At 60.7% G+C, this 13964-nt stretch carries 16 protein-coding genes; 6 read left to right on the top strand and 10 right to left on the bottom strand.

Features of this window, described 5'->3' with window-relative positions:
• From ACTJJ6_RS16645 to dapA, 5 genes are all read right to left on the bottom strand, one after another.
• Window positions 1-1327: tRNA(Met) cytidine acetyltransferase TmcA (locus ACTJJ6_RS16645; protein WP_440827411.1), on the bottom strand; the 1327-nt coding region annotated here is incomplete at its 3' end.
• A gap of 56 nt (window positions 1328-1383) precedes the next feature.
• Complete coding sequence (ypfJ, locus tag ACTJJ6_RS16640; protein WP_440803541.1) at window positions 1384-2247, bottom strand: KPN_02809 family neutral zinc metallopeptidase; 864 nt, start codon at window positions 2245-2247, stop codon at window positions 1384-1386.
• Between the two features lie 209 nt (window positions 2248-2456).
• Window positions 2457-3170 carry a phosphoribosylaminoimidazolesuccinocarboxamide synthase gene (purC, locus tag ACTJJ6_RS16635; protein WP_004941708.1) on the bottom strand — a complete coding sequence of 238 codons (714 nt, stop codon included), beginning with the start codon at window positions 3168-3170 and terminating at the stop codon, window positions 2457-2459.
• Window positions 3171-3340: 170 nt separating this feature from the next.
• Window positions 3341-4393 (bottom strand): outer membrane protein assembly factor BamC, encoded by a 1053-nt coding sequence (gene bamC, locus ACTJJ6_RS16630; protein ID WP_015378707.1) that lies wholly within the window; start codon window positions 4391-4393, stop codon window positions 3341-3343.
• Between the two features lie 16 nt (window positions 4394-4409).
• Complete coding sequence (dapA, locus tag ACTJJ6_RS16625) at window positions 4410-5291, bottom strand: 4-hydroxy-tetrahydrodipicolinate synthase (protein WP_004941701.1); 882 nt, start codon at window positions 5289-5291, stop codon at window positions 4410-4412.
• 110 nt (window positions 5292-5401) lie between these two features.
• Here dapA and ACTJJ6_RS16620 point away from each other — a divergent pair, with 110 nt between their 5' ends.
• The gene (locus ACTJJ6_RS16620; protein WP_369783268.1) at window positions 5402-6007 is read left to right on the top strand and encodes a glycine cleavage system transcriptional repressor; all 606 of its coding nucleotides are present in this window, start codon (window positions 5402-5404) and stop codon (window positions 6005-6007) included.
• A gap of 2 nt (window positions 6008-6009) precedes the next feature.
• Window positions 6010-6474: a thioredoxin-dependent thiol peroxidase gene (gene bcp / locus ACTJJ6_RS16615; protein ID WP_015378709.1), complete on the top strand. Its 465-nt coding sequence runs from the start codon at window positions 6010-6012 to the stop codon at window positions 6472-6474.
• Between the two features lie 44 nt (window positions 6475-6518).
• Here bcp and ACTJJ6_RS16610 read toward each other — a convergent pair whose 3' ends face one another.
• Complete coding sequence (locus ACTJJ6_RS16610) at window positions 6519-7595, bottom strand: AI-2E family transporter (RefSeq protein WP_016926738.1); 1077 nt, start codon at window positions 7593-7595, stop codon at window positions 6519-6521.
• 852 nt (window positions 7596-8447) lie between these two features.
• Between ACTJJ6_RS16610 and ACTJJ6_RS16605 the strand changes: the two genes are divergently transcribed.
• Window positions 8448-8663: a hypothetical protein gene (locus tag ACTJJ6_RS16605; protein WP_049299947.1), complete on the top strand. Its 216-nt coding sequence runs from the start codon at window positions 8448-8450 to the stop codon at window positions 8661-8663.
• 6 nt (window positions 8664-8669) lie between these two features.
• Here ACTJJ6_RS16605 and ACTJJ6_RS16600 read toward each other — a convergent pair whose 3' ends face one another.
• On the bottom strand, window positions 8670-9362 hold the full coding sequence (locus tag ACTJJ6_RS16600; protein ID WP_033639670.1) for a B3/B4 domain-containing protein: 693 nt from the start codon (window positions 9360-9362) through the stop codon (window positions 8670-8672).
• Window positions 9363-9405: 43 nt separating this feature from the next.
• On the opposite strand from ACTJJ6_RS16600, the gene ACTJJ6_RS16595 reads away from it, so the two are divergent.
• Window positions 9406-10008, top strand: coding sequence for an XRE family transcriptional regulator (locus ACTJJ6_RS16595; protein ID WP_049299948.1), 603 nt, complete (start codon window positions 9406-9408; stop codon window positions 10006-10008).
• A 43-nt stretch (window positions 10009-10051) separates the two neighbouring features.
• Entirely contained in the window at window positions 10052-10504 is a 453-nt protein-coding gene (locus ACTJJ6_RS16590) for a GNAT family N-acetyltransferase (RefSeq protein WP_016926733.1), read from the top strand.
• Window positions 10505-10506: 2 nt separating this feature from the next.
• Here the strand turns inward: ACTJJ6_RS16590 and ACTJJ6_RS16585 are convergent, their stop codons facing one another.
• A complete protein-coding gene (locus ACTJJ6_RS16585; protein WP_004941674.1) occupies window positions 10507-11124 on the bottom strand; it encodes a LysE family translocator in 618 nt (205 codons plus the stop codon).
• Between the two features lie 193 nt (window positions 11125-11317).
• Here ACTJJ6_RS16585 and ACTJJ6_RS16580 point away from each other — a divergent pair, with 193 nt between their 5' ends.
• Window positions 11318-11779: an Lrp/AsnC family transcriptional regulator gene (locus tag ACTJJ6_RS16580; protein WP_004941672.1), complete on the top strand. Its 462-nt coding sequence runs from the start codon at window positions 11318-11320 to the stop codon at window positions 11777-11779.
• Window positions 11780-11813: 34 nt separating this feature from the next.
• Here the strand turns inward: ACTJJ6_RS16580 and ACTJJ6_RS16575 are convergent, their stop codons facing one another.
• Complete coding sequence (locus ACTJJ6_RS16575) at window positions 11814-13022, bottom strand: NAD(P)/FAD-dependent oxidoreductase (protein WP_079450417.1); 1209 nt, start codon at window positions 13020-13022, stop codon at window positions 11814-11816.
• Window positions 13023-13185: 163 nt separating this feature from the next.
• Entirely contained in the window at window positions 13186-13725 is a 540-nt protein-coding gene (locus tag ACTJJ6_RS16570) for an RrF2 family transcriptional regulator (protein WP_004941666.1), read from the bottom strand.
• Window positions 13726-13964 lie beyond the last annotated feature (239 nt).

The raw sequence follows: 13964 nt of genomic DNA, 5'->3' as shown, positions 1-13964 counted from the left end.
CCAGCGACTGCCCCACCAGGTTGCCGCGCGGCCGGCGGCGGCCGGCCCACACGTCGTGCGCCAACTCGGCGCTCAAGCCGCCTTCTTCCGCCAGCCACACGGCGCCGACCACTTCCTGTCCGGCCTGCGCCAGCCCGAAATGCATGCCTGGCGCATCCATCAGCCGGCGTAAGTCCAGCGGCGAGGTGCGGTAATGCGCGCTGCTCAGCAGAGCATAGAAACGCGCCAGCCGCTGCGGATCGGCGCACAGTTCACGCTGTTCCGCCTGGCTGTAATCGATCGCCTGGCCGTCCGCCGGCCAGGCGGGCAGCTCGTTGAACAACAGCGCATTGTCCGTTATCCGTTCCAGCGCATCCCCCTGCGCCCAGCGCATCGGCTGTTGCAGGCTCAACGCCTGATAGGACGGCAGCCCGGCGCAAAACTTCAGCAGAAAACCGCGGCCGGTGCCTTCATAGCCCTGCACCGTGGTGGTCAACAGCACGCGAGGAAAATAACCGATCAACTGCTGCAACAGCGGCGCGGGGATCGCCGCCGCCTCATCCACCAGCAGCCAGCCCACCTCACTAACGTCGCCTTCCCGGCACTGCGCCAGCAAGGCATCGGGCGCCCAAAACTGCGCGCGCCCCTGCGCCCATTCCCCGGCCACCTCAGTGGCGGCGCGGCTCGGCCCGGTGATCCAGCAAGTCAGCAGCGACTGCGCCACCAGCATGCCGGCCAGCGTCGATTTGCCGCGGCCACGGGCGGCGGTCAGCACCCACACGCCGGACTCGGCCTGCAGCAGCGCCGTCAAGATCGCCTGTTGTTCCTCGGTCGGGCGGCCATCCGGCGGCTGCCACCCCTCACGCGCTGGCAGCGCGGCCAGCGTCAGGGGCTCATCCTGCCGCCAGATCGTCACTTCGCTGTCATCGGCCAGATGCTGCTGCAGATGATGAATGAAATGCGGCGTGGTGATCGGCTGCGGACAATCGCTCCAGCGCAGACTGTCGCCGTCCGGCAACTGAGGCCATTGCCGCCAGGGCGGCGTCAACAGCAGCAGCCAACTGCCGGCGCGCAATGCGCCGCACAGCGCCGCCAACGCCTCCACGTCCAGCGACTGACCGGCGTCGAACACTGCGTGCAGCCGCTCCTGCCCCAGCAATTGGCGCACCGCGCGGCTCGGCAAAGCCGTCAGGCCGGGCGGCGGGTTTTCCCCCACCCACGGCCAGTCGCCCGGCAGCGTCGCCGCCAGCCGCTGCGCCTGTTCGCGGCACCAGTCAGGTTCACCGCTGAGCACCAGCAGGCGTCGGATGCCCTGCCGCCGCATGAGTTGTTGCGCTGCCTGTAACATAAGGCTGTATCTCAATCCGAAAAAAATGCCGGAGTCAGGCTCCGGCACTTGAGGCGTTAACGGGATGCAAAGGTATTGCAGGTATTGGGATCGCCGCTGTCGAAGCCTTGTTTAAACCAGGTGTAGCGCTGCTGCGAGGTGCCGTGAGTGAAGCTGTCCGGCACAACGCGGCCCTGGCTCTGCTGCTGCAACCGATCGTCGCCAATCGCCTGCGCGGCGTTCAGCGCCGCCTGCAGGTCGCCCTCTTCCAGCATCTGCTGCTTCTCGGCGTATTTACCCCACACGCCGGCGAAGCAGTCCGCCTGCAGCTCCATTTTCACCGACAGGCGGTTCACTTCCGCCTGGCTGGCGCCTTGCTGCATCTGGCGCACCTTCGGCTCGATGCCCAACAGGTTCTGCACGTGGTGGCCGACTTCGTGCGCCACCACATAGGCCTGAGCGAAATCACCGCCGGCGCCCAGTTTGGTCTTCATGTCCTGATAGAAAGACAGATCGATATACACCGTTCTGTCGCCCGGGCAGTAGAACGGCCCCATCGCCGACTGACCGGTGCCGCAGCTGGTGCGCGTCACGCCGCGATACATCACCAGCTTCGGCGGTTGATAGGTTTTGCCCATGCGCTGGAAAATCTCTTTCCAGTTGTCCTCGGTCGAAGCCAGCACCACCGAGGTGAATTTGGCCAGCTCATCGTCTTTCGGACTGATGCTGGCGCTCTGTTGTTGACCCTGCGGCGCGACGTTACCGCCGTTCAACAGCGGCGACAGATCGATGCCGTAATAACCGGCCACCAGCACCACCACCAGAATAACGATGCCGCCCTTGCCGCCCACCGGCACGCGGAAACCGCCGCCGCCCAAACCTGAAGACTGCCCGCGACGATCCTCAACATTGTCACTTTCCCGACGCCCTTGCCAACGCATAAATACACTCCAGATATTTCCCCTGCTCGTTGAAGTTGCGCCGCGATCGTAAGCGCAAAGGCAGCTTCAAGCCTGAGTGGGATAGGTTTTAGTCATCTCGCATCCATCATTATAAATGGTCTGCCGCGGAGGAAATGTAGAAATTTTCTGGAAAAACGCAGAATAGCGGGACGATCCGGCCGGATCGCCCCGAATGGCGGTGCCGACGCTTAGTCGAGTTTCACGCCGATGCGGCGCGCCACTTCTTCGTAGGCTTCGATCAGGCCGCCCAGGCTTTGACGGAAACGGTCTTTGTCCATCTTGTCCAGGGTGTTTTTGTCCCACAGGCGGCTGCCGTCCGGCGAGAACTCATCGCCCAGCACCACTTCACCGTTGAACAGACCGAACTCCAGTTTGAAGTCGACCAGGATCAGGCCGGCGTCGTCGAACAGCTGGGTCAACACGTCGTTGGCGCGGTAGCTCAGCTCGCGCATGCGCGCCAGATGCTCTTTGCTCACCCAGCCAAAGGTTTCGCAGTAGGATTCGTTCACCATCGGATCGTGCATGGCGTCGTTTTTCAGGAACAGATCGAACAGCGGCGGGTTCAGCACCAGGCCTTCTTCGATGCCCAGACGCTTCACCAGCGAACCGGCGGCGCGGTTGCGGATCACGCACTCCACCGGCACCATGTCCAGCTTCTTCACCAGCACTTCGTTGTCGGACAGCAGACGCTCCATCTGGGTCGGGATGCCGGCTTCTTCCAGTTTGCTCATGATGAAATGGTTAAACTTGTTGTTCACCATGCCTTTGCGATCGAACTGCTCAATGCGCTGACCATCCAGTGCTGACGTATCGTTGCGGAACTCCAACACCAACAGATCGGGATTCTCGGTGGTGTAAACGGTTTTTGCCTTTCCGCGATACAGCTCAGCTAGCTTTTGCATCTTACTTACTCCAGTGATGTATCCCCGTTGTCTCCCGAGCGCGGCCCGAAATTAGGGGGTATAGAATTGACCTAATGAATTCTTTGGCGTGCCGGACACTATTGTGCCAAACCTGTGACGCAAACGATACCGTATAGACAAAACAAAAAGGGGCCGAAGCCCCTTTTTGATTAGTTAACGCTGGTTTTGCTGAAGGCTGACTGGAATGCCGCCACCAGTGCGTCGTTTTTCGACTGGGTGAGCGGTTTGCCTTTCGGATCGATGAATTGCAGGCTGGTGCGGTTGTTGAGATCGCCGACCTGCAGTTTGTAATCGCCTTCCGTCAGTTCAGGATCCTTGACGCCCAACGCATCCCAATCGCTGCTGCTCAGGGACTTGTAGGTCACGGCGACGGTGCCCTGCGGACGGCTGCGGTCACCCACTTTCATCCCCAGTTTTTCGAGCGCCGGCGGCAGGCGATCCCACACGACGGTGTACGGGCCGCGCACCACCAGCATCGGCAGGCCGGTGTCATCGGCGCCGCTCTGCACGTCCAGCGCGCCGAAGCGGCTGGCCGTCTGGCTGCTCGCCAGGTTATCCTGCTTGTCCAGGCCTTCGATCAGGGTGTTGATCATCATGCCGTTGTAGCGCTGGATCTCAGACTGATCGGTCACCTGCTCGGTCTTGCCCTGCTGCTGCAGGCCAACGCTTTTCACCACCAGCGCCTGCTGGTAGCCCTGCTGCTGCACGCTGATCTGATAACGGCCTTCGTACTGGTTGTCTTCGTCCAGACGGTTCCACTTCACCCAGTCGGTGGTCAGGGTCTGACCGGCGTCCTGGCGGGAAGCGATCGCGATGTTCTTCGCCTGCAGCAGGCTGACCACGCGCGACCACAGGTTCTGGTTCTGCGGGCTGTTTTCCAGCAGCAGCGTGCCGCTGTCGCCGGCATATTGCGCGCGCGAACCGCTCAGCAGCGCCAACGGCTGCACCGGCGGACGAATGTCCAGCTGCTTGCCGACGTTGCCTTGCACCGTTGTGGCCGGCACGTCATAGTTGCCGCTCTGCACCGGCAGGATCATGCCGGACGGCGCGTTCAGCGCCTTGAGCGGAGCCGCGTCGAGGTAGGCCTCGTCGCCGCTGACCTGGCGCTTGTAGCGCTGATCGCTGCTGCAGGCTGCCAGCATCATCACCAATGAGATGCCCACTACTTTTGCTACCGTCGACTTTTGCAATGAATAAGCCATCAAATTTCCCTTAGAGTTACAGCAAACCGACGCTTTTCAGCGCGCGCTCCACCACCGGGCGGGCGGCTTCGCTCAACGGCGTCATCGGCAGACGCAGCGTATCGGTTGCCATCAATCCCAACGCCTTACAGGCCCACTTCACCGGAATTGGGTTTGCTTCTACAAATAGATCCTGATGCAACGGCATCAAGCGCTGATTTAAGCGGCGCGCTTCGGCAAATTTGCCCTGCGCCGCCAGCGCGCAAAGTTCCGCCATCTCGCGCGCGGCCACGTTGGCCGTCACGGAAATCACCCCTTTGCCGCCCAGTTGCATGAAGTCCAGCCCGCTGGCGTCGTCGCCGCTCAGCAAAATGAAATCTTCATCGTCAACCAGCACTTGGATCTGACTAACGCGACTTAAGTTCCCCGTCGCTTCTTTTACAGCAACAATATTCTTGATTTTCGCCAGCCGAGCGATGGTCGGCGGCAGCATGTCGCAGCCGGTACGCGAAGGCACGTTATACAGGATCTGCGGCAGTTCGGTGCTCTCGGCGATCGCCTTGAAGTGCTGATACAGCCCTTCCTGCGTCGGCTTATTGTAGTACGGCGTCACCGTCAGGCAGCCCACCACGCCGGTGTTGGCGAAGCGGGTGGTGAGCGCGATGGCTTCGGCGGTGGCGTTGGCGCCGGTGCCGGCGATCACCGGAATGCGGCCGTCGGCCAACTCCAGCGTCTGCAGCACCACGTCAACGTGCTCGTCATGGGCAAGCGTTGCGGACTCGCCGGTGGTCCCTACGGAAACGATCGCCGCGGTGCCACTGGCTACATGATAATCGATCAATTTTTTCAGGCTCGCGCGATCGACAGCACCTTTGTCGTCCATCGGCGTAACCAGTGCAACAATACTTCCCGTAAACATTGGCCGTCCCCTCCACAAACAAGTCACTCATGGTACTTTTGCTGCCTATCCAAAAGCAAGCGCACAACCGCGTTGTAAGCGCTTGGCAGGCGGTTTTTTTTATGTTTACCATGGTAACCCCATTGAGCACGACAGGAAGCGCTATTTTGCCTCAGTCAGACGAACACTATCTCGTGATTACCGCGCTCGGCGCCGACCGCCCCGGAATCGTCAATACCATCACCCGCCACGTCAGCAGTTGCGGATGCAATATCGAAGATAGCCGTCTGGCCATGCTGGGAGAGGAGTTCACGTTCATCATGCTGCTGTCCGGCAGCTGGAACGCCATCACCCTGATCGAATCCACCCTGCCGCAAAAAGGCGCGGAGCTGGATCTGCTGATCGTGATGAAGCGCACAAACTCGCACGAAAGGCCGCCGATGCCGGCCACGGTGTGGGTGCAGGTGGAAGTGAAGGACTCGCCGCACATCATCGAACGCTTTACCGATTTGTTCGACTCCAGCCAGATGAATATTGCCGAACTGGTCTCGCGCACGCAGCCGGCGGACGGCGACCTGCCGCCGCAGCTGTATATCCAAATCACCGCCCACAGCTCCGGCGATCGGGACGCCTCAAATATTGAGCAAGCCTTCCATCGCCTATGTACAGAATTGAACGCGCAAGGCAGTATTAGCGTGGTGAACTATCCACAGCATGACGAGAAAGATGGAGAGTAGTGATGAGCCCATTGAAAGCCGGTGACACAGCGCCGAAATTTAGTTTGCCTGACCAGGACGGTGAGGAAATTAATTTGGCCGACTTCCAGGGACAGCGAGTATTGGTCTATTTTTATCCGAAGGCGATGACGCCGGGCTGCACCGTGCAAGCCTGCGGCCTGCGGGACAACATGGACGAATTGAAAAAGGTCGGCGTCGAAGTGCTGGGCATCAGCACCGACAAACCGGAAAAACTGTCGCGCTTCGCCGAAAAGGAGCTGCTCAACTTCACGCTGTTGTCTGATGAAGATCATCAGGTGTCACAACAGTTTGGCGTGTGGGGCGAGAAAACCTTCATGGGCAAGACCTACGACGGCATCCACCGCATCAGTTTCCTGATCGACGCCAACGGCAAGATTGAAAAAGTGTTTGATGATTTCAAAACCACCAATCACCACGACATCGTTCTGAACTACCTGCAGCAGTAATTCTCACGAAGCGCAGCGGCCTGCTGCGCTTCGTTTCTTCCCAGTCAGTCGGCCTTGTCTTCCACCTCGACCCGCAGTTCATCCGGCCAGGCATGGATCACCGCCTTCACCAGCGTCGCCAGCGGTATGGCGAAAAACACGCCCCAAAAGCCCCACATCCCGCCGAACACGATCACCGACAGGATAATCACCAGCGGATGCAGGTTGACCGCTTCGGAGAACAAAATGGGCACCAACAGGTTGCCGTCCAGCCCCTGCACCACCAGATAGGCGACGATCAGCGTCCAGAAATCGGCGCCGACGCCCCACTGGAACAGCGCCACCACCACTACCGGTATGGTGACCAGCACCGCGCCGATGTAGGGGATCAACACCGAGAAACCCACCAGCACCGCCAGCAGCAGCGAGTAGCGCATGTCCAGCACGGCGAACACCAGGTAGGTCGCCACGCCGACAATCACCATCTCCAGCACTTTGCCGCGAATGTAGTTGGTGATCTGCTGATTCATCTCGTTCCAGACCTGCCCCGCCAGGCCGCGATTGCGCGGCAGCACGCGGCGCACCGCGTTCAGCAGTTGCTCTTTGTCCTTCAGCAGGAAGAACATCATCATCGGCACCAGGATCAGATAGATAGCCAACGTCAGCAGGCCGACCAGCGACGCCAGCGAGAATTTCACCACCGATTCGCCCATGCCGGACAACCGGCTGCGCAGATTTTCCGCCATCATGTCGATGATGCCGGCATCCACCAGCGCCGGATAACGCTTCGGCAGCGTCGCGGCGAAGTTATAGAACTGGTTGAGCATGCCCGGCAGATCGCTCATCAGATTGATGCCCTGCTGCCAGGCGGTCGGCGCGACGACGAACACCAGCAGCATGGCGACGCCCGCGAACACCAGCAGCATGACGCTCGCCGCCCAGGTGCGCGAACAGCCGATGCGCTGCAGGCGCGCGGTCGGCCACTCCAGCAGATACGCCAGCACGATGGCGACCAGCAACGGGGTCAGAATGCCATGCAAAAAATAGAGAATAAGGAACCCGGCAACCAGGATCACCAGCAGCGCGATGGCCTGAGGATCGGTGAAGCGGCGGCGGTACCACTGTAATAACATCTCCAGCATCAGAGCGGGCTCCTTGAGATTTGGCGGGCGGGCATGGCGATTCCTGTGATAGGCCTGATTAAAGCATAGATAGAATGGGCGCACGCGGGATGTGCAAAGCACTCAGAGTACTCAAAGTTCGCCATACATCAACAGCGAACTGGCTGATTTTATCGCGCGGGCAGGCGATCGACGCAAAAATCCGCAGACGCGGCGACTGGCGCGATGAGCGGCCCCGAACGGGGCCGCGGAAGATTACAGCGAAGTAACGATAGAAAGGGGCGAACCGACCGCCAATGCGAACAACAACACACAGCCAATCGCGATCGCCGCCGCCAGATCATTTTTCATTGTCCCGTCCCCTGATGCTTAAACTGGTTATCGTCACGAACTCTGTCGGTTCTACGTTCACGGCCTTTTCTGATGCACGTCATTAAAAACCCCCGCCTAAGCGGGGGAGAAAACGTTCTGGTGCATCAAGTGTTACAAGGAGGTCATGAGGGATTGCTAACCCTAAATGACTATTTCAAGCTAGGATTATTCCCAGAACATGGCAAGCGATCGCGTCGAGGTTATCCGCACTTTGGGATAAACCTCATAAAAAAATCCCGCACGGCAGCGGGATGAAGGGATGATAACGTCATGAATTTTTTATGCGGACAATGAGGCGGTATTGTCGTCATTTGGCGACAATACCGCGCCGGCACGGTGGTCACAAGGGAAATTTGGCCACGGTGAGGAAATCAGAATTTCGCCAATGCCCGCGATCGTGCGCCCGTCAGCATCAACGAAAAAATGGGATTTTCGTCAGACAGCCACCGGGAAAAAACCGGTAGCATGGCCGATATAATCCCAAATGCCGTAGGGGGAAAAATGAACAGCAAACCGTGTGAATTTGATGAAGCCATCTGTCTGGCGATCGGGCGTGGCGTTTGCGAAGTCGTAAAGATAGGAGATGAAATCAGCGTCTTCTCCCTGTTGGAAGCCATCGAGAGCTTCATCGAACGGCAGGCGCTCAGCGAAAGCGAAATCGCGGCGGCGGACGACGCGCTGGATTTGATCAGCGGTTTGGTCCGCCGCCAGTGCTGACGCCTGTTACGAGGCGCAGCCGATGAGCCGTTGCTCTACCGTGACGCCGGGCATCATTTGCCGTAAACCGGCAATCAATTCGTCGCCCGCCTCGTGCAGCGCCGCCAACGGCATCGCCGGCAGGCTCTCCAGGATGAACCACATCCGCTCGGCCTCGGCGCTCAACCGGGTTCTGACCCCCTGGCGCCAATTCCAGCGGCGGCAGGTCACGCCGCGATCGTCGCGCCAAACCACCTCCCCCGCCTCCGGCGATTCATGGATCAGCGCCCCCTCTTTGACGGTATCAAACAGTTCGCTGCCATCCGCGACGATCAGCCGCGGCTCGCCGACATAGGCCGCGATATTCTCGCCCCCCACCGGCACTGCATAACGAATGCTGACGGCGTTATAGAGATCGACGACCGGATCGATGCTGGGCATCGTGCCGTCGCGCAGCGCGCGCTTGCGCAGGGCGTCGGCGGAACAGGGCGTACGCTTGGGTTTGGCGCCAAACTGCATGAACACCTCGCGCCAGGCCGTGAGATGCGCCTCTGCCCAGGGTGCGTCTTCCTCGCCGAGGGCGCGACAGGCTTGCGCCAACGCCAATGCCCCCACGTCCGGATGGGTTATGGGAGCCGCAACCGCGGTAATGCTTAACGCCCGGAAACCGGGTGCCAGCGCAGCGACGGCCGGATCGATTGACGGATCGACTAAAATCATTGAATAATCCTATATTGACCATTTTATTTCATAATATTGACCGATGAACGCCAAAGTCAACAGACCGACCGAGTTCGGCGCCGACGTGCAAACCGTCAGCGAAGCGGTGTCGCACCGCATCAAGCAACAAAGAAAAAGCCAAAAGCTATCGCTGGATGAGCTGTCGCGCCGGGCGGGCGTCAGCAAAGGCATGCTGGTGGAGATCGAGAAAGGCGCCGCCAATCCCAGCATCGCCATCCTGTGCAAGCTCGCAGCGGCGCTGGGTCTGTCGGTGGCGGACATCGTCAACGTCACCCGCGCGCCCGCCGCCTACCTGATTGAAAGCCAAGATATTCCCACGCTGTGGCATGGCGATCGCGGCGGCTCGGCCCGTTTGCTCGCGGGCACCCAAGGCCCGAACATGATAGAACTGTGGCGGTGGGAAATGGCGCCGGGGGAAGCCTATGCATCGGGCGGCCACCCGACGGGCACCTTCGAGCTGCTGCACGTTGAGCAAGGCGTCTTGAGCCTGGCCGTCGAACAGACCGAGCTCATGATTGCGCCGGGCTGTTCGGCGGTCGCCAAAACGGACGGCCCGCACCGGTACGCCAACGAAGGCGAAGACACGCTGATTTTCACCATGACGGTCGCCGAATTGCACGCCTGAACGGCAGCCCTGACCTGAACGCTTGCACAGGAGAAGAACCATCATGACAACCCCTGCCCCACGGGAGTGGCGGCGTGCGGACTATCTCGTCAGCACCGATCCCGTTCTGCTGGATCTCGATGCCATCCACGCTTTTCTGACCCGTTCGTCATGGGCGGAGGGAATCGATAAAGAAACCGTCCGCCAGTCGCTCGCCCACAGCCTGTGCTTCGGTTTGTATCACGAGGCCAGGCAGATCGGTTTCGCCCGGCTGGTCACCGATTACGCCACTTTCGGCTATCTGTGCGACGTGTACGTGCTGGAAACGTACCAAAAGAGCGGGCTGGGCCTATGGCTGGCAGAATGCTGCCAGGCCCATCCGCTGATGGCGACGCTGCGGCGAGTCATGCTGGTCACGAGCACCGCCCCCTGGCTCTACGAAAAAGTGGGCTATAGCGCCATCAACCGCCCCGACTTTGTCTGGCAGATCGCCCGGCCGGACATTTACCGACGGTAGCGCTATTTCAGCGCCTGCTCGGCCAGCAGCCCGAGGGCGATGACGATCATCGCCGCGCCGGAAATGCGCCCCACTACCTTCGCGGCCTGCGGGCGCGTGCGCAGCACCGACTGCGAACCAAACCCCACCAGCAGATACACCAGGCCGCAGCTGATCAAATGCACGACGCCCAACGCCAGCATCTGCATCGGCACCGACCATTCGGCTCGGGCGTCGGTAAACTGCGGCAGCAGCGCCAGAAACAGCAGAAACACCTTGGGGTTCAAGCCGCTGACGCACACGCCCTTGCCGGCCCAGCGCAGCCAGGAATCGGAACGCTGATCTTCACCGGCGCCGGGCACTGGCGGGTGCAGCAGCATGTTGAAACCGATCCACAACAGATAAGCCGCCCCCAGCAAGGTGAGCGCCGTCAGCGCCAGCGGGTTGCCGACCAGCAGCGCGCCGACGCCCGCCACCACGATCGCAATCATCAGCAGGTGGCCAAACAGCAAGCCGGCGACGGCGGGCACCACCACCCGGCCGCGAATGCCCGCCGAGATCACATAGGCCCAATCCATACCTGGCGTGATCACCAACAAAATCGACACCGCCCAAAACGCGGCGAAAAGAGCGAGCGTCATGCCAGCGCCCTCTCAAACGCGCCGCGCCACATCGAACAGAGAACCATTGCGCTTTCCTCGTGGAAGAAGAACGGCCTCCGCCTGCCGCGGCGGCCGTAAAACCGTTCAACAGATGGCAAGAATATCCTCATGACGTTAAAATGTGCTTTCAATTACTTGCCTGAAATCGGCGTAAACGGGGAAATTTTTCCAAATGGATAAGATTGATCGCAAGATTCTTGCTGAACTGCAGGCCGACGGCCGTTTGTCGGTGACCGAGCTGGCCGAGCGGATCGGTTTGAGCGTGTCCCCCTGCCACCGCCGGGTGCGGGCATTAGAGGAGTCCGGGGTGATCAGGGGTTACCGCGCCCAGCTCGATCCCGGCAGCCTGGGCTATAACTTTTCCGCCCTGGTGTTCGTCACCATGCGCGAAGGCGATCGCCGCGCCGTTGAAACCTTCGAAAATGCCATGGTGGACATTCCGCAGGTGGTGCAGGCACAGCGGCTGTTTGGCGACCCCGACTATCTGTTGCACGTGATCGCTCGCGATCTGCCCGCCTTTCAGCAGCTTTATGACGAGAAACTCTCCGCCCTGCCGGGCGTGCAACGCCTGAGCTCCACGCTGGTGATGAAAACCGTGGTGCCGGAGCGTTCATTCCTGCCGTTGGGAAAATGACGACGGGAACGTTGCCGCTCCCGTTTTGACGACCTTAAGGCACAATCACGAAATCCGGATTGGCGATGGCGAACAGCGCCTCGCGATCCGCCGCCGGTGGATAAATCCACTGCGTGTTGATCTCCTGCTTAATCTTTTTGCCTGCCTGACGGGTAAAGCGCACCTGGCGCTCCCAGCCTTCGGTATACAGCGCCCCCCAGGGGCCCAGATCCAGACAGGTCACATACTTCGGCTGGCTGTACGGGTGCGTCGGCAACCCCGCCAGCTCCGCCGCCGCATTGTGGCCGGCCACGCGGCCAAGGCTCAGCGCATGCTGGCAGGTCATCAGGTTGTGGTTACCGAGATCGTCGGTCGCCGCCTTCACCGTATCGCCGGTCACGAAAATGCCCGCCGCCGCCGGCGCGCGCAGGAAGGCGTCGCCGATCACCCGGCCGCTGCCGTCGCGCTCGCCGGGGATTTGCTCGGTCAGCGGGTGTGCACGCACGCCCGCCGCCAGGATCACCGTGTTGGCGGCGATGCGCTCACCGTTCGACAGCATCACTCCCTCAGCGTCGATGGCCGAGACGCGCAGACCGGCCCGCGCTTCCACGCCGCACTCCGCCAGCGCCTGGCGAATCACCGCCCCCGGCTCCGCGCCCATTCCGGCGCCCACTTCCGGGGCGCTATCGACGATCACCACGCGCACATTCTCGTCTTTGCCCAGCGCATCACGCAGCCGTTGCGGCATCTCTGCTGCACTCTCCAGGCCGGTCAGCCCCGCCCCCACCACCACGGCGGTGTTGCGCGCCGGCGTCGACGGTTTGGCCGCCAGCGCTTTAATATGGGCATCCAAACGCTGCGCGCTTTCCAGCGTATCGACGTTGAAGCCGTATTCGGCAAAGCCCGGCACCGCAGGCACGGACAGCCGACTGCCGGTGGCCCACACCAAACGATCGTAGGCCAACTCCAGGGGTTCCCCCGCCGCCGGCGCCACCGTGAGCGTTTTAGCAGCGGCATCGATACGCTCTACCGTCCCGGCCAGGTGGCGCACACCGACGACGGCGAGCTGCGCGGAAATGTCCGGGTTCATGTTTTCCAACACGGCTTCATACAGGCGCGGCCGGATGGTAACGGTTGGCGTCGGTGAAACCATGAGCACCTCGATATCGTCATGCTTACCGGCAAGGGTAATGGCGCGCATGGCGGACACGGCGGCCCAAAAACCGGCAAAACCGGAACCGGCAATCACTATTTTCTGCGTCATGGGATGACTCCTTCATACAGGGTTAACCGGGCGACAAGGCTGCCCGCAGTTTTTTCGGATGAACGATGCCGTTCCGCTCCCGTAACAGGGTGCAGAAGGCCCCCCCGCCCCTTCCGAAGAGGCGGGAAAAAGTGTGTTTCGCTTTTTTAAGGAAAGGCGGAGCTTAGGTCTTGGCGCGCGCCGTTTTGCCGCTGCGCGCGGTGCGTTCCGTCATGCGCTCGTCGAGCCAGAGGTTGACCTCACCGAAAAAGCCCTGCGGCGCTTTGCGGCCAAAGCGGGCTGCGACGGCGCCGAGGGTCTGCGCCGCCAGTGCATCGCGCATCGCCTTCTCCGCCTGCAGCATCACCGCATGGATAGCGCATTTGCCGGAGACCGCCCAATCCGGCGGGGAATCATCGAACACCGCACAGCGCCCGCGCACCTCTTGGCAATCGAACAGCGGCTTGTGCCCCTCGATGGCGTCGATAATTTCCAGAAAACTGATCTCGTCCGCCGGACGGGCCAGCCGGTAACCGCCGCGCACCCCTTCGCTGGCGGCGACGATCCCCGCCTTTTCCAGCTTGGGAAAAATCTTGGCGAGAAAGCTGGGGGAGATGCCTTGCAGCTCGGCGAGTTCGCGGCTGCTGAGCGCGCGCTGGTTATCGCCGACCAGCCACAGCAGGCAGTGAATGCCATATTCAACGCTGGTTGTGATGTACGCCATATGTCCGTTTTCGACCGTCAGTGAATCTTCAATAACGCAGACTATATGAGTCTGCGTTTATCTTGTCAATAAAACACAGACTGACTTTGTCTGCGTTTTATTAAAAATGCATGTCGCCAGCGACAAAAAAGCGCCCTTCAAAATGAAAAATAAAACTTTTTTGCTCGATTCGCGCTCGGCTAACGTTTCCTTGTCGCCTGCGGCTGACTATGATGTGATGGGTGCCGCCGCCGCGGTTT

It is taken from the genome of Serratia sp. 22278 (genome assembly GCF_052045405.1).
Classification (GTDB): Bacteria; Pseudomonadota; Gammaproteobacteria; order Enterobacterales; family Enterobacteriaceae; genus Serratia; species Serratia marcescens.
This window is presented reverse-complemented; position numbering and strand designations above follow the sequence as displayed.

Coding starts and splice junctions, on each gene's coding strand:
- ypfJ (WP_440803541.1), bottom strand. CDS start 2,247: ATGCGTTGGCAAGGGCGTCGGGAAAGTGACAATGTTGAGGATCGTCGC.
- purC (WP_004941708.1), bottom strand. CDS start 3,170: ATGCAAAAGCTAGCTGAGCTGTATCGCGGAAAGGCAAAAACCGTTTAC.
- bamC (WP_015378707.1), bottom strand. CDS start 4,393: ATGGCTTATTCATTGCAAAAGTCGACGGTAGCAAAAGTAGTGGGCATC.
- dapA (WP_004941701.1), bottom strand. CDS start 5,291: ATGTTTACGGGAAGTATTGTTGCACTGGTTACGCCGATGGACGACAAA.
- ACTJJ6_RS16620 (WP_369783268.1), top strand. CDS start 5,402: ATGGTAACCCCATTGAGCACGACAGGAAGCGCTATTTTGCCTCAGTCA.
- bcp (WP_015378709.1), top strand. CDS start 6,010: ATGAGCCCATTGAAAGCCGGTGACACAGCGCCGAAATTTAGTTTGCCT.
- ACTJJ6_RS16610 (WP_016926738.1), bottom strand. CDS start 7,595: ATGCTGGAGATGTTATTACAGTGGTACCGCCGCCGCTTCACCGATCCT.
- ACTJJ6_RS16605 (WP_049299947.1), top strand. CDS start 8,448: ATGAACAGCAAACCGTGTGAATTTGATGAAGCCATCTGTCTGGCGATC.
- ACTJJ6_RS16600 (WP_033639670.1), bottom strand. CDS start 9,362: ATGATTTTAGTCGATCCGTCAATCGATCCGGCCGTCGCTGCGCTGGCA.
- ACTJJ6_RS16595 (WP_049299948.1), top strand. CDS start 9,406: ATGAACGCCAAAGTCAACAGACCGACCGAGTTCGGCGCCGACGTGCAA.
- ACTJJ6_RS16590 (WP_016926733.1), top strand. CDS start 10,052: ATGACAACCCCTGCCCCACGGGAGTGGCGGCGTGCGGACTATCTCGTC.
- ACTJJ6_RS16585 (WP_004941674.1), bottom strand. CDS start 11,124: ATGACGCTCGCTCTTTTCGCCGCGTTTTGGGCGGTGTCGATTTTGTTG.
- ACTJJ6_RS16580 (WP_004941672.1), top strand. CDS start 11,318: ATGGATAAGATTGATCGCAAGATTCTTGCTGAACTGCAGGCCGACGGC.
- ACTJJ6_RS16575 (WP_079450417.1), bottom strand. CDS start 13,022: ATGACGCAGAAAATAGTGATTGCCGGTTCCGGTTTTGCCGGTTTTTGG.
- ACTJJ6_RS16570 (WP_004941666.1), bottom strand. CDS start 13,725: ATGGCGTACATCACAACCAGCGTTGAATATGGCATTCACTGCCTGCTG.